Source organism: Falsiroseomonas frigidaquae, from assembly GCF_012163145.1.
In the GTDB taxonomy this organism is placed as follows: domain Bacteria; phylum Pseudomonadota; class Alphaproteobacteria; order Acetobacterales; family Acetobacteraceae; genus Falsiroseomonas; species Falsiroseomonas frigidaquae.
On record NZ_JAAVTX010000007.1, the window covers coordinates 277,962 to 304,059 of the forward strand.

A 26,098-nucleotide genomic window follows, 5' to 3' on the forward strand; every position below is an offset into this window, starting at 1 on the left:
GCTTCTTCCTTCCCTACAATCCGAGATAGGCGCGCTTCAGTTCCGGATTCTCCCGCACCTCGGCGGCGGGTCCGGCCAGCGCGAAGGCGCCGTGTTCCAGCACATAGGCGCGGTCCGCGAGGTCGAGGGACTGCGCGACATTCTGCTCCACCAGCATGATCGCCAGGCCTTCGCCATGCAGCCGGCGGATCAGGGTGAACATCTCCTCCACCAGCAGCGGCGACAGGCCGAGCGAAGGCTCGTCCAGGATCAGCAGCTTCGGTTCCGCCATCATGCCGCGGCCGATCGCCAGCATCTGCTGCTCGCCGCCCGAAAGCGTGCCCGCTGCCTGCGCCACGCGTTCGCGCAGGCGCGGGAAAGTGGCGAAGACCTTCTCCAGATTCTTCGCGCGGTTCGCCTTGGCGCGGCGGTACGAACCGAGCTCCAGGTTCTCCCGCACATTCAGGTTCGGAAAGATCTTGCGGCCTTCCGGCACCTGGATCAGTCCGCGCGCCATCACCTGCGCCGGGGACAGGCCGGTGATGCGTTCGCCGGCGAAGCGCACCTCGCCACTGCGCGGCTTCACCAGCCCGGACAGCACCATGTTCAGCGTGGTCTTGCCGGCGCCGTTGGAGCCCAGCACGGCGACGATCTCGCCGGCCGTGACGTCCAGCGAGACGCCTTCCAGCACCCGCGTCAGCCCATAGCCCGCGACCAGGTCCCGCACCTCAAGCATGCGCGCCCCCTGACAGCCGGCTGGCCGCGCCATGGCCGAGATAGGCCTCCACCACCGCAGGCGTCGCCACCACCTCGGCCGGCGTGCCGCTGGCGATGATGCGGCCCTGCGCCAGCACATGCACCGACTCACACAGGTTCATCACGGCCTGCATGACGTGCTCGATCATCAGCACCGTCACGCCGGAATCGCGGATGGCGCGCACCACCGGTACGATGTCGCGCACCTCGCTGGGGTTCAGCCCGGCCAGGACCTCATCCAGCAGCAGCAGCTTCGGCTGCGTCGCCAGCGCCTTGCCGAGCTCCACCCGCTTGCGGCCGGAGACCGTCAACGCGGCGGCAGGCTTGTCGAGTTCCGCGGTCAGGCCGACCTGTTCCGCCACCTGCTCCGCCAGCGCGATGGCATCGGCGCGACGGCGGTGGCGCAGGAAGGCGCCGACGGCGATATTCTCCCGCACAGACAGCCCGGCGAAGGGCTGCACGATCTGGAAGGTGCGGGACAGGCCCTCCGCCGCCAGCACATGCGGTGGCCGCGCGGTGATCTCCGCACCGCGCCACAGCACCTGGCCGCTGGTCGGCTTCTGGAAGCCGGAGACGATGGCAAACAGCGTGGTCTTGCCCGCGCCATTGGGTCCGATCAGCCCGGTGATGCTGCCCTCGGCGACGTCGAAGCTGGCGTCGGAGACGGCCATCAGCCCGCCGAAGCGCATCGAGACGTTGCGGATCTGCAGGAAGCTCATCGGCGCCCCCGCAGCCAGGGCAGCAGGTTGCGCGGCGGGAAGCGCACCACCAGGATCAGCAGCACGCCGTAGATCACCAGGTCGATGCCCGGGATGCGGCCGACCATCATGCGGGTCGCCTCCGCAAGCGTGTGCAGGATGACGGCGCCGATCACCGGGCCGAAGACTGTGCCCGCCCCGCCGATGATCGGCGCCAGCAGCGCCTCCACCGAAATCCAGGTGCCATAGGCGATGGTGCTGTCGAGGTAGAGAAAATACTGCGCATAAAGCCCGCCCGCCGCGCCGGTCATGGCAGCGGATAGCGTGATGGCGGAGAGCTTCACCCGGAGCGCATCGACGCCGACGGCGCGTGCCGCATCCTCATTCTCCCGCACCGCGACAAGCTGCGCGCCGAGGCGGGAGCGTTCGAGCGCGCGGGTCAGCAGCAGCGCCACGACGACCAGCGCCAGCACCAGCAGGTAGAACCAGCCGCGCGATTCGAACTGGAAATTCGCCGCCCGCTGGTTCAGCGGAATCAGCAGCCCCGCCGCGCCGCCGGTGAAGGGCACGGCATTGGACAGGACTCGGAAAACCTCGGCGAAGGCCAGCGTGACCAGCGCGAAATAGCTGCCGCGCAGGCCGGAGCGGAAGGACAGGAAGCCGATCACCCAGCCCACCACCGACGCCAACGCGATGCCGGCCAGGAAGGTGACATAGGGGTTCACGCCGTAGCGCACCTGCAGCACTGCGGTGGCATAGGCGCCCGTGCCGAAGAACGCCGCATGCCCGAAGGAATACTGCCCGCCGAAGCCGCCGAGGATGTTCCAGCCCTGCGCCGCCAGGCACAGGATCAGCGTGAAGATGGCGAAGTTCAGCAGCGTGCCCGCCGTGACGAAGACCGGCAGCAGCGCCGCGACCGCGCCGAACAGCAGGATCGGCAAGACATCCCGCGCCGTCATGCGCGCGCCCCGAACAGGCCGGTCGGCTTGAACAGCAGAACCAGGATGAAGATGACGAAGATGCCGAGCTGCCCCAGGCTGTCGCCGAGATAGAGTCCCGACAGGCTCTCCACCACGCCGATCACCAGCCCGCCCAGCAGCGCGCCCGGCACGCTGCCCATGCCGCCGAGCACGACGATGGTGAAGGCCACCAGCACGAAGGCATTACCGACCCGCGGGTTCACATAGAACGAAGGCAGCAGCAGGCAGGCCGCCACAGCCAGGCAGGCCGTGCCGATGCCGAAGGTCACGGCGTAGACATGGCCGACATCGATGCCGACCAGCGCCGCGCCGGTGCGTTCCTTCGCCACGGCGCGGATCGCCCGCCCGGTATCGGTCATCCGCAGCAGCACGAACAGCACTGCCGCCACCACGAAGGCAACGCCAAAGCCGACGACCCGCGGGAAGGACAGCAGCATCGGTCCCGCCTCGATCACCTCCATCGCGTAGTCCACCTGCACGGACAGCGTATCGGACCGGAAGATCGCCAGCATGGCGTTCTCCAGCACGATGGACAGGCCGAGCGTGACCAGCAGGATGTTGGAATCCTCGCCCCGGCTGGCCGGCCCGATCACCAGGCGCTGCACGCCATAGCCGAGCGCGAAGAAGATCGGCACCAGCGGCAGGATCGCGACGTAAGGGTCCAGCCCGAAGGCGGCCCAGGCCACCCAGGCGGCATACATCGCCAGCGTCAGCAGCGCGCCATGCGCGAAGTTGATGATGTGCAGAACGCCGTAGACCAGCGTCAGCCCCAGCGCGACCAGGCCATAGACCGCGCCGGTGAGGAGGCCGTTGGCCACGGCCTCCATCACGATCTCGGGTGGAAAATTCCGCATGCGGCGCCTCTACCTCAGGCGCGCCGAGCGGCCGAATGGCCGCCGCCGCGCGTGCGGCGAAGCCAAGGCGGCCGCAGGGCCGACGCCCGGCGTGTGAGGGTCATGGAAAACCTCAGGCCGGCCAGGGGAAGACAGCCTGGGCGTCGGCGAACTCGGCGGGGAAGATCACCTTGATGTCGTTGCCCTGGATCTGCGTATTCACCGCCTGCCCCGCCTGGTTCTGGCCGTTGACGAAGCGCGTCGGGCCATAGGGCATGATGTGGCGGTCGAACTTGCCATCCGTCGCCGCGATCGCATCGATCACCTTGGCGCGGTCGGCGGCACCCGCGCGTTCCAGCGCATCGGCCACCAGCATCACGGCGGAATAGTTCATCGGCGTATTGTACAGCCAGAAGCGGTTCTGCGCCTCCACCTGCCGGCGCAGCTCCGCCGTCTTCGGCTTGCGCGGGTCGGCCCAGTGGTTGACGTCCATCACCAGGTTTGCCGCGTCCGGGAATTCCCGCACGAAGCGGTAGTTGGAGGCCGCGCCGTTCAGCACGCAGTAGATGCCCTTCGGCCGGATGCGGCGCTGCTGCAGCGTGCGGCTCAGCAGCACGAATTCGGCGTAGTAGCTGGAGGGGATGATCAGGTCCGGGTTCAGAGCGCGGATGCGCAGCGCGATGTTGGACATGTCGCGCGCCGGGGTCGGGTGGCTGATCGTCTCCAGCACCTCGAAGCCACGCTTCGGCAGCTCGGCGCCCATCAGGCGGGCCATGCCGGAGCCGAACAGCCCATCCTCATGCACCACGACCACGGTCTTGGCCGGCTTGCCGGCGGCGTCGTTCAGCTTCACCAGGTTGTCGAGCGCCGCGGCCGTGATGCTGCCGAAGCCCGGGGAGAAGCGGAAGGTGTTCTTCAGCCCGCGCGTGACGATGGCATCCGAGACGCCGACATCCGCCACATAGGGCAGGTCGTAGCGGGACGCGGCCTGGGAGGAAGCGAGGCAGATCGGGCTGGCGAAGCCGCCGACCACGGCCACCACACCCTCCGCCTGCATGCGCTCCACTTCCGCCGTGCCGCCTTCGGGCGAGGAGCGGGCATCGCCGAACACCATCTGGATCTGCGCGCCGCCGAGGGCCTTGATGCCGCCGGTCGCGTTGATCTCATTGATCGCCAGCTCGGCGCCGAGGCGGCCATATTCGCCATCCTGCGCCAGCGCGCCGGTCACGGGCTGCAGGATGCCGAGCTTGATGGCGGCGGGCTGGGCGCGCAGCAGGCCGGGGGCGGCCAGGGTGCCGGCGGCCCCCCCTACTGCTCCAAGCAGCACGGCGCGGCGGGAGGGCTGGAATGCGTTCGGCATTGTTCTCGGTTCCCCGTTCATGATCCCTGCGGCGCGGCGCCCGCGCTGGCCTGCAGCGCGCAACCGCGCTGGGCCGATATCTGCGCCGCCACGTCCTTTTGGGCAAGCTGCCGGGGCGCGGCAGGCGGCGCGCGCAGGCGAAAGCTGCCGGTCGGCAAGGCACGCTGATGCATGAATGGGCAGCCTCTGCGCGCGTTGACGCCCGCCGCGCCTGCCCGTAACCCCTGGCCGTCAACAACAGCCCGGGAAGGTCACGCCGATGCGCTCGCATGAGGGCCAGTTCTCCGACAACCGCCCGATCCGGCGGTCTCCTCAGGAAAAGCGCCGCTTGCTGGCGGAGCTGAAGGAGACGCTGGCCGGGATCAAGCCGCATAATTCTCCCACCCTGCGCACCACCCTGCTCGCCCGGATCAAGGAGCTCGAGGCGGAGCTGGCGCCGGAGCGCAAGTAGCCCCATGCCGGAGGCGGCGCCCCCTTCCCAGGCGCCGCCCGCCTCGCCGGATGGGCGGCGCGTTCTGGTGGGCATGGGCCTTATGGTGGGCTGCTGCCTGATCTTCGCCGTGATGAGTGCCTGCTTCCGTGCCGCGATGCAGGAAGGCCTGCCGGTGCCGCTGGTCCCCTTCGCCCGCGGCGTCTTCACCACCCTGGTGATGCTGCCCTGGTTGCTACGATTCGGCAGCGCGGCGCTCGCCACCCGCCGGCCCGGCGCCCATGTCGCCCGCTGCGCCACCGGCTCCCTCAGCTTCATCCTGTCCATGTTCGCGCTGCTGTGGCTGCCGCTGGCAGATGCGGTGGCGATCCTGCACGCCAAGCCGCTCTGGGCGCTGCCGCTGGCCTTCCTGCTGCTGGGGGAGAAGGTGGGCTGGGACCGCGCCATCGCGGCCGCGGTGGGCTTTGCCGGCGTGCTGGTGATCGTCGGCCCGGCCGGTGGGCTGGCAGACGCGCCGGCGCTGGGGCTGATGGCCGCGCTGGCGGGCGGCGCCTGCGGCGCTGGCGTGCTGGTGGCGGTGAAGAACCTGTCCTCCACCGAGCCGCCGGCGCGCGTCGTCGCCTGGTATGCGATATGCTCCGTGCTGATCTGGGGGCCGGTTTCCGCTTTCGTCTGGCAGACGCCGTCCCTGAAGGCGCTGTTGCTACTGATCGCCGGCTCCGCCTGCGCGATCGCCGGGGATTTCCTCGCCTCCTGGTCGGCGCGACGCACGCCTGTGGGGCTGCTGGCGCCGATTGAATACGTGCAGATCCCGGCGGCTGCGATGATCGGCCTGGCGGTCTTCGGGGAAGCGCCGGGCTGGAGCCTGCTCTGGGGCACGATCATCATGGTCGGCGCCACGCTGTACCTCGCCCATCGTGGCCGGGTGAGCCACTGAGCTGCCCAATTCGCGGACAGATGCCCAGCACGGCGGCAGTGCCCCGCCCGGGATGCCCGATCCGGCGCCTTCTTGCCGATGACAGATTACAATTCCGGGTTATGTTGCGGCCACCGAGGAGGACCCGCACATGCTGAACCGTCGCACCCTGATCGCCGCCGGCACCGGCGCCGCGCTTGCCCTGCCCGCCATCCGCACCGCCCGCGCGCAGAGCGCGGTGCGCTTCACCCTCGACTGGGCGCTGCAGGGCAACCACGGCATGTGGGCGCTGGCGCAGGATCGCGGCCTGTTCGAGCGTGCGCAGCTTGCGGTGCGCATGGATCGCGGCTTCGGCTCCGGCGATGCACTGGTGAAGGTGGGCTCCGGCGCCTACGACATCGGCTTCGCGGATTTCTCCGGCGCGGTGAAGTTCAACGCGGAGAACCCGAACAGCCGCCTGGTGATGCTGTACCCGGTGTTCGACCGCACGGCGGCCGCCATCGTCACCATGAAGGGCCGCGGCATTGAGAAGCCGCAGGACGTCGCGGGCAAGAGCCTCGGCGCGCCGGAGGGCGAAGGATCCCGCCTGCTGTTCCCCGCCTTCGCGAAGGTCGCGGGCATCGATGCCTCTCGCGTCCGCTGGACCTCCATGGCCGCGAACCTTCGCGATACCATGCTGCGGACCGGCCAGGTGGATGCGGTGACGGGCTTCCTGTTCACCGTGCATTTCAACCTGGTGGGCCTCGGCATCCCGGAGGACAACATCCTGTCCTGGCCCTATGCCGAGCACGGCCTGGACCTCTACGGCTCCGGCGTCTTCGTCCGTGCCGACTGGCTGGAGCGGAACGGCGATGTGGCGGCACGCTTCATCAAGGCCTCGATGGAGGGGCTGAAGCTGCTGCTGGCCGATGTGCCCGCCGGCATGGCCGCGCTGAAGCGGCGCGAGGCGCTGTTCGACGAGGCGCTGGAAGCCCGCCGCTTCGCGATGACGCGCGACCGGTCCATCATCACGCCGAACAGCCGCGCTGGCGGCATGGGTCACCTCGACATGGCACGCGCCCGGCAGCTGGTGCAGGTGAATGCGGAGGCGCTGGGCGTCGCCAACCCGCCGACCGCCGAGAGCATGTTCACGGACCGCTACCTGCCGCCGAAGTCCGAGCGTATGTTCTGATCGAGATGGCCTTTGGCCATCCCGATCAGAAGTTTTCATGCCCCTCAAACGCCGGGCGCCGGCTCCGCCGGCTTGGCTTCGCCGCATGGGCGGCGGCGGCCGTTCGGCCGCTCGGCCGGTGCAATTGCACCGGCCGCCTAATGGTTGGAGGCTGCCGCCATGTCGAAAATCCTTCTGACCGGCGCCCGGGTCCTGGCGCCGGATGCGCTGTCCACCAGCTATCAGGAGGTGCTGGTGGAAGGCGGCCGGATCGCCGCGCTGCTGCCGCCCGGCAGCCAGGTGGAGTCCGCCCAGCCCTTCGATGCGCGCAACCGCCTGGTAATCCCCGGCCTGGTGAATGGCCATACCCATGGCCATGGCGGGCTCGCCAAGGGATCGGGCGACAAATGGGACCTGGCGCTGCTGCTGGCGCATGCGCCCTGGGTCACCGGCGGGCGGCAGTTGCAGGACAAGTACCTGTCCAGCGCGCTGAACGCCGTGGAGAACCTGAAGAAGGGCTGCACCGCGGTCTATGACCTGCCCTCCGAGATCCCGCTGCCGACCGCGGAGGGGCTGGATGCGATGGCGGAGGCCTATGCGGCGGTCGGCCTCCGCGCCGTGCTGGCGCCGATGCTGGGGGACCTCACCTTCTTCCAGGCGACGCCGGGCCTGATCGAGAGCCTGCCGGAGCCCTTTCGGAGCAAGGTGGCGGCGATGTCCACCGCCCCCGCCGCCGATACGCTGGCGGCGATGGGCGACATCGCGCGCGGCTGGTCGCATGGTGGGCGGAACATCCGGTTCGGCGTCGCGCCGACGATTCCGCTGCATGGCACGGACGATTTCCTGAAGGCCTGCCGGGCGCTGGCCGCGGAGCATGGCCTGCCGATGCAGAGCCACGTCGCCGAAAGCCGCTATCAGGCGGCGGGCGGCGAAATCCGCTACGAGGGCGCGACGCTGCTCGGCCATATGGACAAGCTCGGCCTGGTTGGGCCGTGGTTCAGCGTGGCGCATGGCGTCTGGCTGACCGAGGGCGACCTGGCGCTGCTGGCGGAACGCGGCGCCGGCATCTCGCATAATCCGGGTGCCAATATGCGGCTGGCCTCCGGCATCGCGCCGGTGCGGAAGGCGCTGGCGGCGGGCGTCACGGTCGGCATCGGCACGGATGGCTCCTCCTCCTCCGACAACCAGAACATGTTCGAGGCCATGCGCCTCGCTGCCTTCGCGTCCCGGCTGTGGGAGGATGCGGAGGATGCCGAATGGCTCGGCACGGCGGAGACGGTGCGGCTGGCCACCGAGGGCTCCTCGAAGCTGCTGGGGCTGGAGGGCGGCACCATCGAGGCGGGGCGCAATGCGGACCTGGTGCTGCTGGACCTGGACCATGTGAACTGGGCGCCGCTGAACGACGCGGCGAACCAGATGGTCTGGACGGAGGATGGCAGCGCCGTGGTGGATGTGATGGTCGCCGGCCAGTGGAAACTGCGCGACCGCCGCGTGCTCGGCATCGACGAGGCCAAGCTGGCGCGGGAGGCGAATGCGGCGGCCGAGCGGCTGCGCGGCGTGAATGCCGGGGCGCGCGAATGGTGCGAGGCGGTTGCGCCGCATGTGGCGTGCCATTGCCGGGCGATGGCGAAGGGCTGGACACGGTCGAAGCGGCTGTTGAAGGCGGAGTAGCGGGAACCCCCCACCCCGGCCCTCCCCCGCAGGCGAGGGAGGGAGAAGCATGGCTCACTCCCCTGCGAAGCGGGGGGTTGCGGCACTGCCGCAACGCCGAAGGCTGGTAAGGGTTGGGGCAAATCGGCGGAGGAAGCCAAGAATGCTGTTGAAGGATCGCGTGGCGGTAGTGACCGGCCCCGCCAAGGGCATGGGCGCCGCCTGCACGCTGTTGCTGGCCGAACATGGCGCCGACCTCGCCTTGGTCGGCCGCGACACCGCCGCCATCGAACCCGTCGCCGCCCAGGTCCGCGCCATGGGCCGCCGCGCCGAAATCTTCGGCTGCGACCTGATGAATGCCGCCAGCGTGGACGCCATGGCGAAGTCCGTGCTGGCCGCCTTCACCCGCTGCGACGCGCTGATCAACATCGCCGGCGGCCGTGGCCCCCTGGGAAAGACCTTCTGGGAGACCACGCCGGAGGAATTCGACGAAATCCTCCGCCTGAACGTCACCGGCTGCTTCCTCACCATGCGCGCCTTCGCGCCGACAATGATCGCGGCGGGCTCAGGCAAGATCGTCAATGTGGGCGGCACCTTCGGCATGCGCGGCCGCGCCGGGCGCAGCGCCTACTCGGCCAGCAAATGGGGCCTGCGCGGGCTGACGAAATCCGCCGCGCTGGAACTCGGCCCGCACAATGTCAATGTGAACTGCGTCGCCCCCGGCATGGTGGAAGGCGATCGCTTCCAGAACGTGCTGGCCACCATGGCGCGGAAGGACGGCATCAGCATCGATGAAGCGCACACCAAGCACGCCAGCGAATACGCGCTGCGCCGCATCAGCACGGATGTGGATGTGGCCAATGCCGTGCTGTTCTTCGCCTCCGACCTGTCGCGCCAGACCACGGGGCAGGATTTCACCGTCGATGGCGGCTGGGTGATCTGATCATGACCGAACTTTACGCAGACCTGCTCATCACCGGCGGCACCGTCATCAACGAGACCGGGCGCTTCGCCGCCGATGTCGCGGTGAAGGATGGGCTGATCGTCTTCGTCGGCCATCGCGACTTCGCGCCGCGCGCCCGCCGCACCATGGCGGCGGCCGGCAAATTCGTCATCCCTGGCGCCATCGATGTGCACACCCACATCCGCGAACCCGGCATGACGCAGAAGGAGGATTGGACCACCGGCACCCGCGCCGCTGCGGCCGGTGGCGTCACCACCATCTTCGACATGCCGAACACAGACCCGCCGGTCTGGTCGATGGATGCGCTCGCCATCAAGCAGGAAGCCGCCGCGCGCCAGGCGCATGTGAATTACGGCCTGTACGGCCTGCTGGACGAGCGCACGCTGGACATCCTGCCGCAGCTCGCCGAGGCCGGGATCATCGGCACCAAGCTGTTCTACGGCAACACCACCGGCAACCTGCCCGCCCCCAATGACGGCGCGGTGCTGGAGGGGTTCGAGATCCTGGCCGAGCTCGGCCTGCGCTGCTCGATCCATGCCGAGAACTCGCCCATGCTGTTCTGGCGCGAGAACCGCATGAAGGCCGCCGGGCGCGACGATGCCTTCGCGCATCTGGCGGCGCGCGCCGATATCGTGGCGCTGGAAAGCCTGAACCGTTCCATCACCCTGTCGGAGTGGACCGGCGCGCGCATCCATATCGTGCATGAAAGCTGCATGCGCTCCCTGCCCATCATCCGCGATGCCAAGGCGCGCGGCGTGCCGATGACGGTGGAGACCGGGCCGCAGTATTTTCTGCTGTCTGCCGAAGATCTCGTTGGTGACAAGGCCCGCATTGCGCGCCTGAACCCGCCGATCCGCGAAGGCGCGCAGCGGGAGCCGATCCTGAATGCCCTGTTGGACGGCACCATCGACATGCTGGGCACGGACCACGCGCCGCATGCCATGGCGGAGAAGCAGCATGCCAGCTTCTGGGACAATGCCTGCGGCTTCCCGGGCGTCGAGACCTCCATGCGCCTCATGCTGACCCTGGTGCATCAGGGCCGCATGACGATGGAGCAGTATGTGCGCATGGCCTGCGCCGCGCCGGCCAAGGCCTTCGGCCTCTATCCGCGCAAGGGCGTGATCCAGCCCGGCGCGGATGCCGACATCGCCGTGGTGGACCCGGCGAAGGAGGGCGTGATCCGCGGCGCGGAGCTGCACAGCACGCGCAGCCGCTTCACCCCCTATGAGGGCATGGAGACGGTGGGCCTGCCGGTCGCCACCATCGTGCGCGGCCGCATCGTCATGGAAGGCGGCACGGTGCTGGACGCGCCCGGCTGGGGCCGGATGGAGCGGCCGCAGATGCCGAAGCCCGAACCGCGCAACCTGGCGACGACCACCAAGGCGATCCTGCGGCCGAACGCCCAATCCTGGTGATTTGCGGCGCCTGTCACGGTAGTGTCGCGCTTCCGTCACCGAGGCACCGCCCCCATGCGCTTCACCCGCCGCACCCTGATTGCCGCCGCCACCCTCGCCCCCCTTGCCGCGCGCGCCCAGGCGCCCGCCATGCCGGAGAAGGGCCGCCGCCCCTGGGCGGAGCAACTGCCGCAAATACGCATCGGCATCCTGGGCGGGGAGAATGAGGCGGATCGCATCGGCCGCTACGGCGCCTATGGGCGGTTGATCGAGGAGACCTTCGGCGTGCCCGTGCGCCTGTTCCAGGCAAGCGACTATTCCGGCGTGGTCCAGGCCTTTGCGGGCAAGCATATCGAGATGGCGAGCATGTCGCCCGCCGCCTATGCGGCGTCCTGGATGGAATCGAATGGCAATGTCGAACCCATCCTGGTCACGCAGGAAGCCGATGGCAGCACCAGCTACGTCGCCGTCATGTACACCCGCGCCGATAGCGGCATCACCAGCATCGAGCAGATGCGCGGGAAGACCATGGCCTGGGCCGATCCGAACAGCGCCAGCGGCTACCTGATTCCCCGCGCGGAGCTGCGCGCCGCCGGCATCAACCCGGAGCAGTTCTTCGGCCGCACCGGCTTCGCCGGCGGGCATGAACAGGCGATCGTGGCCGTGATGGGCCGGCAATTCGATGCCGGCGTCACCTGGGCCTCGGGCGTCGGCGAGGCCTCCGAGGGCTTCTCCCGCGGCATGCTGCGCGCGACGGCGGAAAAGGGCCTGCTCAACCTGCGCGAGCTGCGCATCATCTGGCAGTCCCGCCCCATCAAGAACGGCCCGATCGTGGTGCGGAAGGACACGCCGGATGCCTTCATGGCCGACATCACCGCCTTCCACCTGGCGCTGCCCGCCGCGCATCCGGACATCCACCGCGCGGTGGAACGCGGCAACGTCATCGGCTGGGTGCCGACGCGGCATGCGGATTACGAGGTCTTCGTGACCATGCGGCAGGAGGAAGCCGCGCAACGCCGTCGGCGGAACTGACCCGCGGCGCGAAATCTGACGAAACCGAAACGAGGTTGACGCTTTCCGTGTCACCCTCACTCTAAGCCGGACGTCCAAGGAACAGGAACCCGGCATGGCACTGTTGATCAACGGATTCGGTGGCCCGGCGGGCCTCGGTGAGAACGCGCTGGCCGCCGATTCGCGCTGGAGCTTCGGGCCGATCGACCTTTCGGCCTTCTACAATGCCAGCTCGGGCCTCAAATTCCTCGGCAGTTTCCATAGCTCGCTCTGGGTGAACCAGGATGGCTTCATCCAGTTCCGCCCGGCTTCCGGGGACCGTGCGGAACTGCCGGAGATCCCCCCGCAAGGCCCCGGCGTCGGCGTGCGGGAGACCATCGCGCCCATCCTGGCCCCCTTCTGGAGCCCGGTGGACACGGACCGCACGCCGCTGCCCCTGAGCGAAGGCGGCACCTCCCGCGGCACCAACATGGTCTGGTACGACCTGGATGAGGCGACCGGCACCCTCGTGGTGACCTGGGACGATGTGCTGCCGACCTCCGGCGGCGGGTCCGAGATCAGCGATGCGGCGGGCCGCAACGCCTTCCAGCTGGTGCTCCGCCCCGCGACCAACCCGGGCGCCACCTCGATCGATTTCGACGTGACCTTCCGCTACGAATCGCTGGAGTGGCCTTCCTTCAATTTCCGCGACAACCTGTTCTTCGACACGGTCGCCGGTCGCGCCTTGATGACGAATTTCGCCACCGTCATCGATGGCGAGGTGGTGGTCACGGAACTGCCGCCGAGCCTGGCCGCCGCCGAGGATCCGCAGGCCGCCCTGGACCTGGTCACCACCGGCAATATCATCGGCCAGCCCGGCGTCTGGCACTTCGCCTATCGCCAGGGCTGGGTGACGGCGGAGATCAGCGCCGAGGATACCGTGGTGGTCGAGGGCACCGGCCCCGGCGCCACCTTCGCCGCCGTGGAAGTGCGCCTGGTTGCCGGCGTGCAGCACGCGGTCACGGTCACCTGGCAGGCGGTGAACCAGGCCGAGGGCCTCGGCTACGCCAATGTCGAGGCCGACCTGCTGGAGACCAGCGGCAGCATCACCTTCGCGCCGGGCGAGACGCAGAAATCCATCTTCATCCCCATCAATCGCGACGCGATTGACGAGGCGCTGCCCCTCCTCGGCTTCACCAACGAGACCTTCCGCCTGGAACTGTCCACCACGCCTGTCACCTTCCTGGCGCCGGGCGGCAGCATCCTGCTGAATGACAGCGTGGTGGTGACCATCACGGATGACGACGCGCCGGTGGTCGCCGGTTTCAGCGTGGCCGATGCCAGCGCCACCGAGGCGGCGGGCGAGATGGTCTTCACCGTCACCCGCGGCGATGCCAGCGCCGATGGCCGCGTCGACTATGCCGTGACGGGCAGCAGCGCGACCGCCGGGGCGGATTTTACCGCGGCCATCGGCGTGCTGCATTTCCTGGCCGGCGAGACCAGCCGCACCATCAGCGTGGCCATCGCCACGGATCGCGTGGTGGAGGCGGATGAGGCGCTGACCCTCACCCTCTCCAACCCGATCGGCCAGGATCTGCTGCAAGGTACTGCCACAGGCACCATCCTCGATACCACCAGCCTGATCACCATCATCCCCGAGACCTCGCCCCTCGTGGAAGGCACCGAGGACAGCACCATCGTCTACCGCTTCATCCGCAGCGGCGCCGGCCTGACGGAGGCCGCGAGCCTGGGCTGGAGCTTCGTCCCCGGCAGCCTGAGCGCCGCGGACTTCGCGCCGGGCACCTTGTTCAGCGGCACCGTCTCCTTCGCCGCGAACCAGACCGAGGCCTCCGTCCTGCTGACGCTCGCCGCCGATGACCTGGTGGAGCTGGAGGAGGGCGGCACCATGGTGCTGACCGCATCCAGCTTCACCGCAGAGGCCATCACCCCGCTGCTGGTGCAGGACCAGCCGCGCCCGCCGGTGCCGGAATTGCTGCGCGGCAGCGCGGCGGCGGAGACGCTGGAGGGCGCAGGCGGCGCCGACACGCTGGTCGGGCTCGATGGCGACGACGCGCTGTTCGGCGGCACCGGGCGGGATTCGCTATATGGCGGCCTCGGCCAGGACAGCCTGTGGGGCGGCAGCGGCGACGACCGGATGCTGGGCAATGACGGCGACGACGTGCTGGATGGCGGGCGCGGCCAGGACCTGCTGAATGGTGGCGGTGGCGCGGATACGATCCTGGGCGGAGATGGGCTGGACACGCTGGTGGGCGCGGCGGGCGATGATGTGCTGTCCGGCGGCGACGGCAACGACCGGCTCTATGGCGGCGATGGCGATGACCGGCTTGAGGGCGGCGGCGGCAACAACCAGCTGTTTGGCGGTGCCGGCAACGACACGCTGCTGGCCGGCGACGGCCACATGGATACGGTGCGCGGCGAGGCCGGGGACGACCTGCTGCTCGGCAGCGATTCCCGGAACATCCTGGTGGGCGGCGAAGGCAACGACACCTTCGAGGGCGGCCTCGGGGCCGATGTCATGCTCGGCGGTGCCGGCGCGGATGTGTTCCGCTGGACCGACACGTCGGAAAGCAGCGTCACGCAGCGGGACCGGATCACGGGCTTCGTGGTGGGGGAAGACCTGCTGGATCTCTCGGCCCTGGGCGGGCCCATCGGCTTCCTCGGTGGCGGCGCCTTCACGGCGGGCGCGGCCGCGGTGCGGGTTACGCAGGTGCCGGGCAGCACCATCGTCTGGTTCGACAGTGCCGATGCCGATGTGCAGGCGGACATGGCCTTCGTGCTGGGCGGCAGCCACGCTCTGAGCGCGGCAGATTTCATCCTGGCCTGAAGGAAGAAGGGGGCGCCGCGGCGCCCCCCCTCCAGTTTCAGTCCACCTGGGCGCCGGCGGCGCGCACCACCTCGCCCCAGCGGGCGATGTCCTGCTCATGCACCCGGCGGAACTCCTCCGGCGTGCGGACAGTGGAGGGCGCGATGCCCTGGTTGTTCACCAGCCAGTCGCGGAATTCCGGTGCCTCGATGATCTTCCGGATCTCGGCGTTCAGCCGCATCTGGATCGGCTGCGGCAGGCCGGGAGGGCCGAAGACGCCGTACCAGGTGGTGCTCTCGAAGCCCGGCAGGTTGCAGGCCTCGGCGATGGTCGGCACATCCGGCAGCGCGGCCAGGCGCTGTGGCGTGGTGACGCCGAGCCCGCGCACGGCGCCCTGGCGGATCATGCCGACGGAGGGGCCGACCTGGTTGAAGAACAGGTCGGTCTGCCCGCCGAGCAGCGAGGCCATGGCCGGGCCCTGGCCGGGGAACGGGATGTGCAGCATGTCGATCCCCGCCCGCGAGGCAAACAGCGCGCCCGCCAGATGGGTGGAGGCGCCATTGCCGGTGCTGGCGTAGTTCAGCGCGCCGGGCCGGGCCTTGGCATCTGCGACCAGCGCGGCGCAATCCGTGTATTGCGGGCGGTGCTGCATGCTGGTGATCAGCACGTTCGGCACATCGCCCAGATGCGCGATGTGGGTCACGTCGCGCATCGGGTCGAAGGGCAGGCGCCGGTACAGCGTGGCGTTGATAGCATGCGTCCCGGCCGTGCCGAACAGCATGAGGTAGCCATCCGGCCGCGCATTGGCCGCATAGGCGGAGGCGATGTTGCCGCCGGCGCCGACGCGGTTGTTCACCACGACGGGCACGCCCAGCGCGCGTGACAGCGGCTCCGCGATGCGGCGCGCGTAGATGTCGACACCCGAACCGTTGGGGAAGCCGCCGAGGAACTCGATCGGGCGCGACGGCCAGTTATCCTGCGCCTGCACCACGGCAGGTGCGGCGGCGCCAAGGGCCGCGAGAAGCGGCAGCAGAAGGCGATGGCGGAATTTCATTGCGGAGGGTCCTCGGCCTGTTCGGGTGTAGAAGAACCGCCCCGGAGCCCGCTGTGCAACCCCTTGCCACGCCCGGCTGGACAGAAAGCGTCAGCGGGCTACGCTTCGCCCATGTCCAGCTCCTCCCATTCTCCGCGCATCGCGCGCGGCGGCAAATCCATCTACGGCGCGCCGCTCGGAATCCTGATGCTGGAAGCGCGATTCCCGCGCATCCCCGGCGACATGGGCAATGGCACCACATGGCCCTTCCCAGTGCTGTTCCGGGTGGTGCGCGGCGCGACGCCGGAGAAGGTAGTGCTGCAGGGCGCGCGCGGCCTGCTGCCGGACTTCATCGATGCAGCAAGGGATCTTATCGATCTGGGTGCGGAGGCGATCACCACCAATTGCGGCTTCCTGTCGCTGTTCCAGGCGGAGCTGGCGGCGGCGGTGCAGGTGCCGGTGGCCACTTCCTCCCTGATGCAGGTGCCCTGGGTGCAGGCGATGCTGCCGCCGGGCAAGCGCGTAGGCGTGGTGACCGTCAGCAGTTCGTCGCTGACGCCGGCGCATCTGCAGGCCGCGAATGTGCCGCTGGATATTCCCGTGCAGGGTACGGAGGGCGGGCGGGAGTTCTTCCGCGTGCTGATCAAGGCCGAGGCGTCCGACATGGACGTGGCGCTGGCCGAGCAGGATATCCTGGACGCCGGGCGCGCCCTGGTGGCGCGGCATCCCGAGGTGGGCGCCGTCGTGCTGGAATGCACCAACATGCCGCCCTACGCCGCAGCGCTGCAGGCGGAGCTTGGGCTGCCAGTCTATGACATCTATACGCTGGTCAGCTGGCTGCATGGCGGGCTGCGGCCCACCCGCTTCCGCTGAGCCGCGCGGTTGGGTGCGTTCAGCCCGGGGATTGACGCCGCAGCAGCGCGCCCAGGCGGTCCGCCTCATTCTCCGCCCTGGCGTCGCAGATTTCCGGCAGGTCCGAAAGGCCGGATTCGCGCGGGTCCGGCGCCGGCCGGGGTATCGCCTGAATCGGTGCGTCCAGCGCATGCTCCACGGCGCGGCGCAGCGCCAGCAGTTCGCCAGCGTTGCGGGCGCGGGCGGCGGCGATGGCAACGATGCCGGCTACGGCTTCCGCCAGGCTGACCGGGCTTCCCGCATCGACCACAGGCTCCGGCCTCGCGGGCTTGTCGAGCCAGGAGATGCCCATGCGGAGGACGGGGTCGTAGAACAGACCCGCTTCCCCGAGAGGGGCCGCATAGGATGCCATGGGTGATGGCATGATCTGGGCACTGGACATCGCATTTCCTCCGGGATCTTCCCGCCTGGCGATTTGTCCGCGGTCGTCGAGGCGTCGCGGTGTCCTTACACTCGGCCCTTGATCGTAAATGGAAGGTAAATTTTTAGCCTGACACATGCTGTGCCAGTCGGTTTTTAGTTAAATCCAGAAAAAACCCCGGCACTTTCGTGACCGGGGCTTTTTACATTGGCGCAGAAGGCGCCGGCGGAGCGCCGTGAGGCTACTCCTTCATGTTGACGGCCTGGCGCCCGCGCTGACCATCGCGCACATCCAGCGCCACCTTCTCACCCTGCTGCACATCGGCCCGGCCGGCGCGCTGCAGGACGGAGGAATGCAAGAACACGTCCTGCCCGCCATCCTCGGGGGTGACGAAGCCGAAGCCGCGCACCTGGTCGAACCACTTCACCGTGCCGTTCACGGCATAGGTGGGGCCACCCTCGTCGCGGCCGCTATCGCGGCGCGGCGGCGGACGGTCTCCGAAATTGCCGCGCGGCGCGCCGAAGCCGCCACCACCGGCACCGAAGCCACCCGGCGCACCACCGCCGAAGTCGCGGCGCGGCGGGCGATCGCCGAAGCCACCCGGCGCGCCCCCGAAATCCCGACGCGGCGGACGATCGCCGAACCCGCCGGGCGCACCACCGCCGAAGTCACGGCGCGGCGGACGATCGCCGAAGCCACCCGGCGCGCCTCCGAAATCCCGACGCGGCGGACGATCCCCGAACCCACCCGGACGCGCGGCCCTGTCGCCGCCGCCCGGACCCTTGATGACCGAGTGGATCCGCGTGACCAGGCGGCGACCCTGACGGTCCGTTCCGATCTCGCAGTTCAACTTGTCGCCGGTGTCCGGCGGCTCGATGCCCGCCTCGGTCAAGGCCGAGGCGTGGAAGAAGACGTCCTGTCCATCCGGTCCAAGGACGAAGCCGAAACCCTTGCGGGCATTGTACCACTTAACTTCGGCTTCGACGGACCCGGCGCCGCCCTGCTCGTTGTCGGGAAACACGATCTTATGCAATCCGTACTTGTGGACACGACCCGACACGATGCAGGGCCGCCACCATGCAAGATTGCACCAGGTAGCAAGAAAAACCAGCGAAAAGCGCGCCGATTCCCAGGCATGGAGGCAGCGCGGGCCTTCAACAGGTCATGCGAATCGCTCCGGCCGGAACGGCTCCATCGGCAGGTCCGGCGTTCTGCCGGCCAGCAGGTCCACGATGGCGTGCGCAGTGCGTGGCGCGGCGACCAGGCCGGTATGCCCATGGCCAAAGGCCAGCAGCACATCCGGCGTCGCCGCGGACGGGCCGAGGCATGGCAGCCCATCCGGCATGGAAGGCCGGTGGCCCATCCACATCTTCACCCGGCTGGCCGGCAGGTCCCGCGGCAGGCCGGGGAAGCTGCGCAGCAGGTGGTCGCGCAGGATCTCCGCCCGCTTCCAGTTCGGCGCCGCATCCAGCCCCGCAATCTCCACCTGGCCGGCGCAGCGCAGGCCGCGATCGGTCCAGGTGATCGACATCTTGCCGTCATAGGGCATCATCGGCGTGCGCGGCCCGGCCTCGGCATCCGCCACCATCGCGTGATAGCCGCGCTCCGTCTCCAGCGGCACGTCCGAACCGACCGCGGCCGCCAGCTTGCGGGAATAGGCGCCGGCGGCGATCACGGCGTGGTCGCAGAGCAGCTCCCCGCTCCGGGTCAGCACCGCCTTCAGCCGGCCCTGCTCGATGCGGAATCCGGTGGCGGCATCCCGCAGCAACTTGGCGCCCTCCGCCCGGGCCTGGGCGACCAGTGCCGCGACATAGGCGCCGGGGTCGCGGCAGTGGCCGCCTTCCTCGACCATCGCGCCGAAGGTGTAGCGGCGGTCCAGGTCGGGCTCCCGCTGGCGCATCTCATCCGCGTCCAGTTCCAGCCATTCGATGCCGACCTGCTTGCGCACCCGCCAGGCCAGCGCCTCGGATTCGAACTGGGCGCGGTTCTCATAGATGTAGACAAGGCCCCGGCGCTCGATCAGGTGGCCGACGCCTGCCTGTTCCGCCAGTTCCTTGTGCAACGCGGGGCTGCCCACCAGCAGCGGCCGCAGCGCCTGCGCCGCCCGCAGAACCTTGGCCTCCGTCCAGCCGGCCCAGAGGTAGCGGGCCAGCCAGGGCAGCACCTTGGGCAGGTACGACCAGCGGATCGCCAGCGGCCCCAGCGGGTCCGCCAGGAATTTCGGTACCTTCTTCCACAGCCCGGGTCCGGCCGGCGGGATCACCGACATCGGGCTGAGCCAGCAGCCATTGCCGTAGCTTGCCGCCTGTTCGCCGCCCGGGTCGCCCGGCTCCAGGATGGTCACCCGGAAACCCTCGCGCAGCGCGCCAAGCGCCGTCGCGGCGCCGATGATGCCGGCGCCGATCACCACCACATGCGGCGCATCGCCCTGCTGCATCTCCAACTCGATCAACGCACCTCTCCCATCACCCGCCCCGGATCATCGGCCGCCAGCAGCGAGACATGGGCCGAGACCACGCGCCACCCCTGCCCCGGGATGCGCGCCATGATCTTGGTCTCGCGCCCCACCAGGCCGGTGCCGATGCGTTCATATTCCAGATGCGTGGCCGCGACATCCGGGCCGAAGGTGGTGATGCGTACCTGGCGCTGGGTGCGCTGCGCATAGGCCTTCACGGAGGCGCGGAAGGCGCGGATGGCCTCGATGCCATACAGGATCTCGCCGATGCCGAAGCGGACAGTGCGCGGGTCCGCCCAGAAGATGGCGTCGAGCGTGGCCGTCTCATTCGCCATCAGCGCCGCTTCATAGCGGTCGAAGACCGCGCGGGCCTCCGCGATGATGTCCGGGTCGTCGATCTGCACGCCGAATCTCCTGCCAAGCCAGCCCCAGCCTGCGCCGCTGCGGGCAGGCTGGGAAGGCAGGCAGGAGGGGCGTCAGCCGGCGTCGATCACCGCCCGCTTCGCCATCACCGTCACCAGATGGGCGCGGTATTCGGCACTGCCATGGATGTCGCCGTTCAGCAGGCCCGGATCCACCTTCACGCCGGCCACCGCATCCGGCGACCAGTTAGCGGACAGTGCCGCTTCCATCGCCTTCTCGCGGAACACGCCGTTGGCGCCGGCGCCGTTCACCGCCACGCGCACGCCGGAAGCGGTCTGCGCCACGAAGACACCGGCCATCGAATAGCGGCTGGCCGGGTTGCGCATCTTGGCATAGCCGGCCTTGGTCGGGATCGGGATGTGGATGGCCGTCACCAGCTCCCCAACCTCCAGCGCCGTGGTGAACATGCCGGTGAAGAAATCCTCCGCCGCCAGCTTGCGCTTGTCGGTCTGGATGGTGGCGCCGAGCGCCAGCAGCGCGGCAGGGTAGTCGGCGGAGGGGTCGTTGTTGGCGACGGAGCCGCCCATGGTGCCGCGGTTGCGGACCTGGGTATCACCGATCGTGCCGGCCATGGCGGCGAGCGTCGGGATCGCGGCCTTCACCTCGGCCGAGCTCGCGACATCGCCGTGACGGGTCAGGGCGCCGATCACCAGCTTGTCCCCTTCCCGCTTCACGCCGTGCAGCTCCGCGATGCCGGATAGGTCGACCACGGAGGTCGGCTTGTTCAGCCGCAGCTTCAGCGCCGGCAGCAGGGTCATGCCGCCGGAGATCGGCCGCGCATCGGGGTCGGCCGCCAGGATCTTCACGGCATCCGCGACCGAAGCGGGCTTGTGGTAGGCGAAATCATACATGGTTCGATCCCCTCAGCTATTCGGCCGCAAGCCTGTGTGCGTTGACGATGCCCCAGATCTTCTGCGGCGTCGCCGGCATTTCCACATGGCGCACGCCATAGTCACGCAGCGCATCCACCACCGCATTCATCACCGCCGGTGGTGAGCCGATGGCCCCCACCTCGCCACACCCCTTCACCCCGAGCGGGTTGTGGGTGCAGAGCGTGACATGGGTGGCGACGCCGACATCCGGCAGGTCGCCCGCCCGCGGCATGGTGTAATCCATGAAGGAGCCGGAGACGAGTTGCCCGGAGGCATCGTAGATCGCCGCCTCCAGCAGCGCCTGGCCGATGCCCTGGGCGACGCCGCCCTGCACCTGGCCCTCGACGATCATCGGGTTGATGACCCGGCCGACGTCATCCACCGCCGTGAAGTTCAGCACCTCTGTGCGGCCGGTCTCCGGGTCGATCTCGACCTCGCAGATATGGCAGCCGCCGGGATAGGTGAAGTTCTTCGGATCGTAAAAGGCCGTCTCCTCCAGCCCGGGCTCGATCTCGTCGATCGGGTAGTTGTGCGGCACATAGGCGGCCAGGCTGATATCGGTCAGCGTCTTGGTCTTGTCCGTGCCGGCAACCCGGAAGGTGCCGCGCTCGAACTCCACATCCTCGACGCTGGCTTCCATCAGGTGCGCGGCGATGCGCTTGCCCTTGGCGATGATCTTGTCCATCGCCTTGTCCATGGCCGATCCGCCGACCGCCAGGCTGCGCGACCCGTAGGTACCCATGCCGAAGGGCACCTTGGCCGTGTCGCCATGCACGATGTCCACATTCGCCGTCGGCACGCCGAGCTTGTCCGCGATCAGCTGCGCGAAGGTCGTCTCATGCCCCTGCCCGTGGCTATGCGCGCCGGTCAGCACGGTGACGCTGCCGGTCGGGTGCACGCGGATGGTGCCGACCTCGTAAAGCCCGGCCCGCGCGCCCAGCGAGCCCACCACGGCAGACGGCGCAATGCCGCAGGCCTCGACATAGGTCGAGATGCCGATGCCACGCAGCCTGCCGCGCGTCTTCGATTCCGCGCGGCGTGCCTCGAATCCAGCCCAGCCAGCCGTCTCCAGGCAGGCTTCCAGCGTGGAATGGTAGTCGCCGCTATCATACTGCAGGGCGACCGGCGTCTGGTACGGGAACTGGTCGGGCAGGATGAAGTTGCGGCGCCGGAAATCCACCTTGTCGAGGCCGGCCTCGGCGGCCGCCACATCCATCAGCCGCTCCAGCAGGTAGGTCGCCTCGGGCCGCCCGGCGCCACGATAGGCATCCACCGGCACGGTGTTGGTGAACACCGCCTTCACCTCGGCATAGATCACCGGCGTGGCATACACGCCCGACAGCAGCGTGGCGTAGAGATAGGTCGGCACGCAGGGCGCGAAGGTCGAGAGATACGCGCCCATATTCGCCAGCGTGTGCACCTTCAGCCCGAGGATCTTCCCCTCGGCATCCAGCGCCAGTTCCGCGGTTGAGACATGGTCGCGCCCATGCGCGTCCGACATGAAGGATTCGGACCGTTCGCAGGTCCATTTGATGGGTCGCTTCACCTTGCCGGCGGCCCAGGTGACGATCGCCTCCTCGGCATAATGGTAGATCTTGGACCCGAAGCCACCGCCCACATCCGGCGCCACGACGCGCAGCTTGGATTCGGGGATGTGCAGCACGAAGGCGCCCATCAGCAGCCGGATCACATGCGGGTTCTGGCTGGTGGTATAGAGCGTGTAGTCGCCCGAGAAGCTGTCGAAATCGCCGATTGCCGCACGCGGTTCCATGGCGTTCGGCACCAGGCGGTTGTTCGTCGTCTCGAACTTCACCACCCTTGCGGCGCGGGCGAAGGCCGCTTCCTGCGCGGCCTTGTCGCCGATGTGCCAGTCGTAGCAGAGGTTGCCCGGTGCCCCGTCATGCACCTGCGGCGCCCCCGGCTGCAAAGCGGCCTCGGTGCCGGAGACGGCGGGCAGCGGCGTGTAGTCCACGACGATGGCTTCCGCCGCGTCCCGCGCCTGGGACTTCGTCTCCGCGATCACCACCGCGACGGGATCGCCGACATGGCGCACCTTGCCGAGCGCAAGGGCCGGATGCATCGGCTCCGCCATCGGCGAGCCGTCCTTGTTGTGGATCTGCCAGCCGCAGGGAATGCCGCCGATCTGCTCGGCCGCCATGTCCTCGCCGACGAAGATCGCCTTGACCCCCGGCATCGCCTTGGCGGCAACGGTATCGATGCGGTCGATCGTCGCATGGGCATGCGGGCTGCGGAGCATCACGGCGTGGGTCTGGCCCGGCCGGTTGATGTCATCCACATACTGGCCGCGGCCCATCAGGAAGCGGAAATCCTCCTTGCGGCGCAGGCTGGCGCCAATGCCCTCGAAGGGCGTCACCACGTTCATCGGTCTTATCCTCCCCAATGAACCGCGGCGCCCCCTCTGACGTGGGGCTGTTCCGCGGCCCAGGCCTCGACAGTTCCGACTATTCGGCGGCGGCGCGCACCAGTTCGGGGACGCGGCCATGCATCACGTCCTGCGCGGCCGCGATCGCCTTCACGATGTTGTGGTAGCCGGTGCAGCGGCAGAGGTTGCCCTCCAGCCCTTCCCGGATCTCCTTCTCGCTCATCCCATCCGGGTGCTTGTTCACCAGGTCGATGGCCGACATGACCATGCCCGGCGTGCAGAAGCCGCACTGCAGCGCATGGTATTCGCGGAAGGCTTCCTGCATCGGATGCAGCGTGCCGTCGGCCGCCGCCAAGCCCTCGATGGTGGTGATCTCGCTGCCGTCGCACTGGACCGACAGGATGGTGCAGGACTTCACGCTATCGCCGCCCATATGGACCACGCAGGCGCCGCACTGGCTGGTGTCGCAGCCGACATGGGTGCCGGTCAGGCGAAGCTGCTCCCGCAGCGTCTCGACCAGCAGGGTGCGGGCCTCGACCTCGACCGTGTGTTTCGTGCCGTTGACCGTCAGTGTCACCTGCGGCATCGCGCCTCTCCCCAAATTTTGGCCTGCCGGCCCCCGACTGGGGGCCGCCCTGGCTGGGGAGAGTCGTCCCGGTCCCGCGCCTCGTCAAGCGTGGCGATGGCGAAACCGTCAGCCGACGGCGAGAAGTGCGGCGCCCTTGGCCCCGGCGAGCGGGTTTTCCGCGTCGGGCAGGTCATGCAGGTGGCAGGCGGCGACATGCCCCTCCCCCATCGCATCATGGATCGGCCGCAGCGGCGGCTCCTCCACCCGGCAGCGGTCGAAGGCATACGGGCAGCGGGTGTGGAAGCGGCAGCCCTTGGGCGGGTTGATCGGGCTGGGCACATCCCCCTTCAGGATAACCCGCTGGCGCTGGATGCCCGGAGTCGGCTGCGGCACGGCCGAAAGCAGCGCCTCCGTGTAGGGATGCTTCGGCGCCCCGAACAGGCTGCGCCGTGGCGCCACCTCCACGATCTTGCCGAGATACATCACCGCGACCCGGTGCGTCATATGCTCGACGATCGCCAAGTCATGGCTGATGAACAGCATCGCCAGGCCGAGTTCCTTCTGCAGATCCTGCAGCAGGTTGACGATCTGCGCCTTCACCGAAACGTCGAGCGCGGAGACCGCCTCGTCGCAGATGATCAGGTCCGGCTCGCCGGCCAGTGCCCGGGCGATGCCGATGCGCTGGCGCTGGCCGCCGGAGAATTCATGCGGCCAGCGGTTGATCGCATCTTTCGGCAGCCGGACCTTGTCCATCAGCGCGACCAGGCGGGCTTCCAGATCGGCCGAGTTCTTCGCCAGCCCGAAATTGCGGATCGGCTCCGCCAGGATGTCGCGCACCCGCATGCGCGGGTTGAGCGAGCTGAACGGGTCCTGGAACACCACCTGCATGCGGCGCCGGATCGGTCGCAGCGTCGCGGCGGGCATGTCGTCGATCCGCTCGCCGCCCAGGATCACCTGGCCGTCGGTGAGCGGGAACAGCCGCAGCAGCGCCTTGCCAACGGTGGATTTACCGCAGCCTGATTCGCCCACCAGCGACAGCGTCTCGCCCTTGGCGATGTCGAAGGAGATGCCGTCCACCGCATAGACCTTGGCGGTGACGCCGCCGAAGAATCCGCCATGGATCGGAAAGTGCTTCTTCAGGTCGTTGACCTGCAACAGAGGGGCGGTGCTCATGCGGCGAGGGCCCCTTCACGCAAGGCATAATGGCAGGCGGCGACATGGCCCGGCGCCTTCTCCTCCAGCGCCGGCGCGACGGCCGTGCAGAGGTCGGTCGCATGCGGGCAGCGGGAGGCGAAGACGCAGCCCGGGATCTTCTGCTTCAGGCTCGGCACCAGGCCGGGGATCTCCGCCAGCCGCGTCGCCTCCCCGGTCAGGGACGAACCGAGCTTCGGCACGGAACCGAGCAGGCCCTGCGTGTAGGGATGGCGCGGGCTGTTGAACAGCGCGTGGACCGGCGCCTCCTCAACCTTCTTGCCGGCGTACATCACCACCACGCGCTCTGCGACCTCGGCCACCACGCCGAGGTCGTGGGTGATGAGGACGATGGCGGCACCGACGCGGTGCTTCAGGTCGCGCATCAGGTCCAGGATCTGCGCCTGGATGGTCACGTCCAGCGCCGTGGTCGGCTCATCCGCGATCAGCAGCTTCGGGTTGCAGGCGAGCGCGATGGCGATCATCACGCGCTGGCGCATGCCGCCCGAGAGCTGGTGCGGATATTCCTTCACGCGGCGCTTGGCCTCGGGGATGCCGACCAGGTTCAGCATCTCCACCGCGCGATCCTCGGCGGCCTGGGCCGACAGGCCCTGGTGCAGGCGCAGCGTCTCGCCGATCTGGCGGCCCACGGTCAGCACCGGGTTCAGGCTGGTCATCGGCTCCTGGAAGATCATGCTGATCTCGTTGCCGCGGATCGCCCGCATCTCCTTGTCGGAGGCCTCCAGCAGGTTCTTGCCGTTGAAGCGGATGGCGCCGGCAATCTTGCCGGGCGGCTCCGGGATCAGCCGCAGGATGGACATGGCGGTGACGGACTTGCCGCAGCCACTTTCACCCACGATCGCCAGCGTCTCGCCGGCATTCACATGGAAGGAAACACCATCGACGGCACGGTTGATGCCGTCGGGCGTGCGGAAATGCGTCTGCAGCGCATCGACTTCGAGAAGTGCCATGTCGG

24 protein-coding genes are annotated in these 26,098 nt (G+C 68.8%); 9 read left to right on the forward strand and 15 right to left on the reverse strand.

The genetic code is table 11. The annotated features are described in order from the left end of the window. Positions 1-13: 13 nt before the first annotated feature. The 5 genes from HB662_RS23965 to HB662_RS23985 all read right to left on the reverse strand — a co-directional run bounded on the left by HB662_RS23965 (position 14) and on the right by HB662_RS23985 (position 4,606). Positions 14-715: an ABC transporter ATP-binding protein gene (locus HB662_RS23965; protein WP_168053616.1), complete on the reverse strand. Its 702-nt coding sequence runs from the start codon at positions 713-715 to the stop codon at positions 14-16. Beyond that, positions 708-1,454: an ABC transporter ATP-binding protein gene (locus tag HB662_RS23970; RefSeq protein ID WP_168053618.1), complete on the reverse strand. Its 747-nt coding sequence runs from the start codon at positions 1,452-1,454 to the stop codon at positions 708-710. Before HB662_RS23970 ends, HB662_RS23965 begins: the two co-directional genes overlap by 8 nt. Continuing rightward, positions 1,451-2,392, reverse strand: a complete 942-nt coding sequence (locus tag HB662_RS23975; RefSeq protein ID WP_168053620.1) for a branched-chain amino acid ABC transporter permease — start codon at positions 2,390-2,392, stop codon at positions 1,451-1,453. The genes HB662_RS23970 and HB662_RS23975 overlap by 4 nt, the downstream gene beginning before the upstream one ends. Further along, entirely contained in the window at positions 2,389-3,267 is an 879-nt protein-coding gene (locus HB662_RS23980; RefSeq protein WP_168053622.1) for a branched-chain amino acid ABC transporter permease, read from the reverse strand. Before HB662_RS23980 ends, HB662_RS23975 begins: the two co-directional genes overlap by 4 nt. A gap of 112 nt (positions 3,268-3,379) precedes the next feature. Beyond that, entirely contained in the window at positions 3,380-4,606 is a 1,227-nt protein-coding gene (locus HB662_RS23985; RefSeq protein ID WP_168053624.1) for an ABC transporter substrate-binding protein, read from the reverse strand. Between the two features lie 259 nt (positions 4,607-4,865). Between HB662_RS23985 and HB662_RS23990 the strand changes: the two genes are divergently transcribed. The 8 genes from HB662_RS23990 (at position 4,866) to HB662_RS24025 (ending at position 14,945) form a co-directional block, all read left to right on the forward strand. Then, a complete protein-coding gene (locus HB662_RS23990; protein WP_168053626.1) occupies positions 4,866-5,057 on the forward strand; it encodes a hypothetical protein in 192 nt (63 codons plus the stop codon). Positions 5,058-5,061: 4 nt separating this feature from the next. Further along, positions 5,062-5,973, forward strand: a complete 912-nt coding sequence (locus tag HB662_RS23995) for a DMT family transporter (RefSeq protein ID WP_245185860.1) — start codon at positions 5,062-5,064, stop codon at positions 5,971-5,973. 130 nt (positions 5,974-6,103) lie between these two features. Then, on the forward strand, positions 6,104-7,123 hold the full coding sequence (locus HB662_RS24000) for an ABC transporter substrate-binding protein (protein ID WP_168053628.1): 1,020 nt from the start codon (positions 6,104-6,106) through the stop codon (positions 7,121-7,123). A 159-nt stretch (positions 7,124-7,282) separates the two neighbouring features. Continuing rightward, complete coding sequence (locus HB662_RS24005; protein ID WP_168053630.1) at positions 7,283-8,773, forward strand: amidohydrolase family protein; 1,491 nt, start codon at positions 7,283-7,285, stop codon at positions 8,771-8,773. A gap of 142 nt (positions 8,774-8,915) precedes the next feature. Then, positions 8,916-9,695: an SDR family NAD(P)-dependent oxidoreductase gene (locus HB662_RS24010; protein ID WP_168053632.1), complete on the forward strand. Its 780-nt coding sequence runs from the start codon at positions 8,916-8,918 to the stop codon at positions 9,693-9,695. 2 nt (positions 9,696-9,697) lie between these two features. Beyond that, entirely contained in the window at positions 9,698-11,131 is a 1,434-nt protein-coding gene (locus HB662_RS24015) for a dihydroorotase (protein WP_168053634.1), read from the forward strand. 54 nt (positions 11,132-11,185) lie between these two features. After that, positions 11,186-12,142 carry a phosphate/phosphite/phosphonate ABC transporter substrate-binding protein gene (gene phnD / locus HB662_RS24020; RefSeq protein ID WP_168053636.1) on the forward strand — a complete coding sequence of 319 codons (957 nt, stop codon included), beginning with the start codon at positions 11,186-11,188 and terminating at the stop codon, positions 12,140-12,142. Between the two features lie 94 nt (positions 12,143-12,236). Next, positions 12,237-14,945 (forward strand): Calx-beta domain-containing protein, encoded by a 2,709-nt coding sequence (locus tag HB662_RS24025; protein WP_168053638.1) that lies wholly within the window; start codon positions 12,237-12,239, stop codon positions 14,943-14,945. Between the two features lie 37 nt (positions 14,946-14,982). On the opposite strand, the gene HB662_RS24030 is transcribed toward HB662_RS24025, so the two are convergent. Then, positions 14,983-15,978 (reverse strand): Bug family tripartite tricarboxylate transporter substrate binding protein, encoded by a 996-nt coding sequence (locus HB662_RS24030; protein WP_168053639.1) that lies wholly within the window; start codon positions 15,976-15,978, stop codon positions 14,983-14,985. A 111-nt stretch (positions 15,979-16,089) separates the two neighbouring features. Here HB662_RS24030 and HB662_RS24035 point away from each other — a divergent pair, with 111 nt between their 5' ends. After that, the gene (locus HB662_RS24035) at positions 16,090-16,830 is read left to right on the forward strand and encodes an aspartate/glutamate racemase family protein (protein ID WP_168053640.1); all 741 of its coding nucleotides are present in this window, start codon (positions 16,090-16,092) and stop codon (positions 16,828-16,830) included. 19 nt (positions 16,831-16,849) lie between these two features. Here the strand turns inward: HB662_RS24035 and HB662_RS24040 are convergent, their stop codons facing one another. From HB662_RS24040 to HB662_RS24080, 9 genes are all read right to left on the reverse strand, one after another. Next, positions 16,850-17,251: a hypothetical protein gene (locus HB662_RS24040; RefSeq protein WP_168053641.1), complete on the reverse strand. Its 402-nt coding sequence runs from the start codon at positions 17,249-17,251 to the stop codon at positions 16,850-16,852. Positions 17,252-17,471: 220 nt separating this feature from the next. Continuing rightward, positions 17,472-18,251 (reverse strand): cold shock domain-containing protein, encoded by a 780-nt coding sequence (locus HB662_RS24045; RefSeq protein WP_168053642.1) that lies wholly within the window; start codon positions 18,249-18,251, stop codon positions 17,472-17,474. A gap of 141 nt (positions 18,252-18,392) precedes the next feature. After that, the gene (locus HB662_RS24050; RefSeq protein WP_245185862.1) at positions 18,393-19,682 is read right to left on the reverse strand and encodes an NAD(P)/FAD-dependent oxidoreductase; all 1,290 of its coding nucleotides are present in this window, start codon (positions 19,680-19,682) and stop codon (positions 18,393-18,395) included. Then, entirely contained in the window at positions 19,679-20,089 is a 411-nt protein-coding gene (locus HB662_RS24055) for an AtzH-like domain-containing protein (protein WP_168053644.1), read from the reverse strand. The genes HB662_RS24050 and HB662_RS24055 overlap by 4 nt, the downstream gene beginning before the upstream one ends. Before the next feature lie 72 nt (positions 20,090-20,161). Beyond that, on the reverse strand, positions 20,162-20,959 hold the full coding sequence (locus HB662_RS24060; protein WP_168053646.1) for an FAD binding domain-containing protein: 798 nt from the start codon (positions 20,957-20,959) through the stop codon (positions 20,162-20,164). A 16-nt stretch (positions 20,960-20,975) separates the two neighbouring features. Then, the gene (locus HB662_RS24065; protein ID WP_168053648.1) at positions 20,976-23,363 is read right to left on the reverse strand and encodes a xanthine dehydrogenase family protein molybdopterin-binding subunit; all 2,388 of its coding nucleotides are present in this window, start codon (positions 23,361-23,363) and stop codon (positions 20,976-20,978) included. Between the two features lie 79 nt (positions 23,364-23,442). Further along, positions 23,443-23,949: a (2Fe-2S)-binding protein gene (locus HB662_RS24070; RefSeq protein WP_168053650.1), complete on the reverse strand. Its 507-nt coding sequence runs from the start codon at positions 23,947-23,949 to the stop codon at positions 23,443-23,445. A 108-nt stretch (positions 23,950-24,057) separates the two neighbouring features. Further along, positions 24,058-25,104 carry an ABC transporter ATP-binding protein gene (locus tag HB662_RS24075; RefSeq protein ID WP_168053652.1) on the reverse strand — a complete coding sequence of 349 codons (1,047 nt, stop codon included), beginning with the start codon at positions 25,102-25,104 and terminating at the stop codon, positions 24,058-24,060. Further along, positions 25,101-26,093 (reverse strand): ABC transporter ATP-binding protein, encoded by a 993-nt coding sequence (locus HB662_RS24080; RefSeq protein ID WP_168053654.1) that lies wholly within the window; start codon positions 26,091-26,093, stop codon positions 25,101-25,103. The genes HB662_RS24075 and HB662_RS24080 overlap by 4 nt, the downstream gene beginning before the upstream one ends. Between the last annotated feature and the right edge of the window lie 5 nt (positions 26,094-26,098).

Bases quoted from the DNA above. Each gene is read 5' to 3' on its own strand.
- HB662_RS24065 (WP_168053648.1), bottom strand. From the start codon at position 23,363: ATGAACGTGGTGACGCCCTTCGAGGGCATTGGCGCCAGCCTGCGCCGC.
- HB662_RS24005 (WP_168053630.1), top strand. From the start codon at position 7,283: ATGTCGAAAATCCTTCTGACCGGCGCCCGGGTCCTGGCGCCGGATGCG.
- HB662_RS23985 (WP_168053624.1), bottom strand. From the start codon at position 4,606: ATGCCGAACGCATTCCAGCCCTCCCGCCGCGCCGTGCTGCTTGGAGCA.
- HB662_RS24075 (WP_168053652.1), bottom strand. From the start codon at position 25,104: ATGAGCACCGCCCCTCTGTTGCAGGTCAACGACCTGAAGAAGCACTTT.
- HB662_RS23975 (WP_168053620.1), bottom strand. From the start codon at position 2,392: ATGACGGCGCGGGATGTCTTGCCGATCCTGCTGTTCGGCGCGGTCGCG.
- HB662_RS23965 (WP_168053616.1), bottom strand. From the start codon at position 715: ATGCTTGAGGTGCGGGACCTGGTCGCGGGCTATGGGCTGACGCGGGTG.
- HB662_RS23980 (WP_168053622.1), bottom strand. From the start codon at position 3,267: ATGCGGAATTTTCCACCCGAGATCGTGATGGAGGCCGTGGCCAACGGC.
- HB662_RS24060 (WP_168053646.1), bottom strand. From the start codon at position 20,959: ATGTATGATTTCGCCTACCACAAGCCCGCTTCGGTCGCGGATGCCGTG.
- HB662_RS23990 (WP_168053626.1), top strand. From the start codon at position 4,866: ATGCGCTCGCATGAGGGCCAGTTCTCCGACAACCGCCCGATCCGGCGG.
- HB662_RS23995 (WP_245185860.1), top strand. From the start codon at position 5,062: ATGCCGGAGGCGGCGCCCCCTTCCCAGGCGCCGCCCGCCTCGCCGGAT.
- HB662_RS24015 (WP_168053634.1), top strand. From the start codon at position 9,698: ATGACCGAACTTTACGCAGACCTGCTCATCACCGGCGGCACCGTCATC.
- phnD (WP_168053636.1), top strand. From the start codon at position 11,186: ATGCGCTTCACCCGCCGCACCCTGATTGCCGCCGCCACCCTCGCCCCC.
- HB662_RS24070 (WP_168053650.1), bottom strand. From the start codon at position 23,949: ATGCCGCAGGTGACACTGACGGTCAACGGCACGAAACACACGGTCGAG.
- HB662_RS24030 (WP_168053639.1), bottom strand. From the start codon at position 15,978: ATGAAATTCCGCCATCGCCTTCTGCTGCCGCTTCTCGCGGCCCTTGGC.
- HB662_RS24035 (WP_168053640.1), top strand. From the start codon at position 16,090: ATGTCCAGCTCCTCCCATTCTCCGCGCATCGCGCGCGGCGGCAAATCC.
- HB662_RS24025 (WP_168053638.1), top strand. From the start codon at position 12,237: ATGGCACTGTTGATCAACGGATTCGGTGGCCCGGCGGGCCTCGGTGAG.
- HB662_RS24080 (WP_168053654.1), bottom strand. From the start codon at position 26,093: ATGGCACTTCTCGAAGTCGATGCGCTGCAGACGCATTTCCGCACGCCC.
- HB662_RS24010 (WP_168053632.1), top strand. From the start codon at position 8,916: ATGCTGTTGAAGGATCGCGTGGCGGTAGTGACCGGCCCCGCCAAGGGC.
- HB662_RS24040 (WP_168053641.1), bottom strand. From the start codon at position 17,251: ATGTCCAGTGCCCAGATCATGCCATCACCCATGGCATCCTATGCGGCC.
- HB662_RS24000 (WP_168053628.1), top strand. From the start codon at position 6,104: ATGCTGAACCGTCGCACCCTGATCGCCGCCGGCACCGGCGCCGCGCTT.
- HB662_RS23970 (WP_168053618.1), bottom strand. From the start codon at position 1,454: ATGAGCTTCCTGCAGATCCGCAACGTCTCGATGCGCTTCGGCGGGCTG.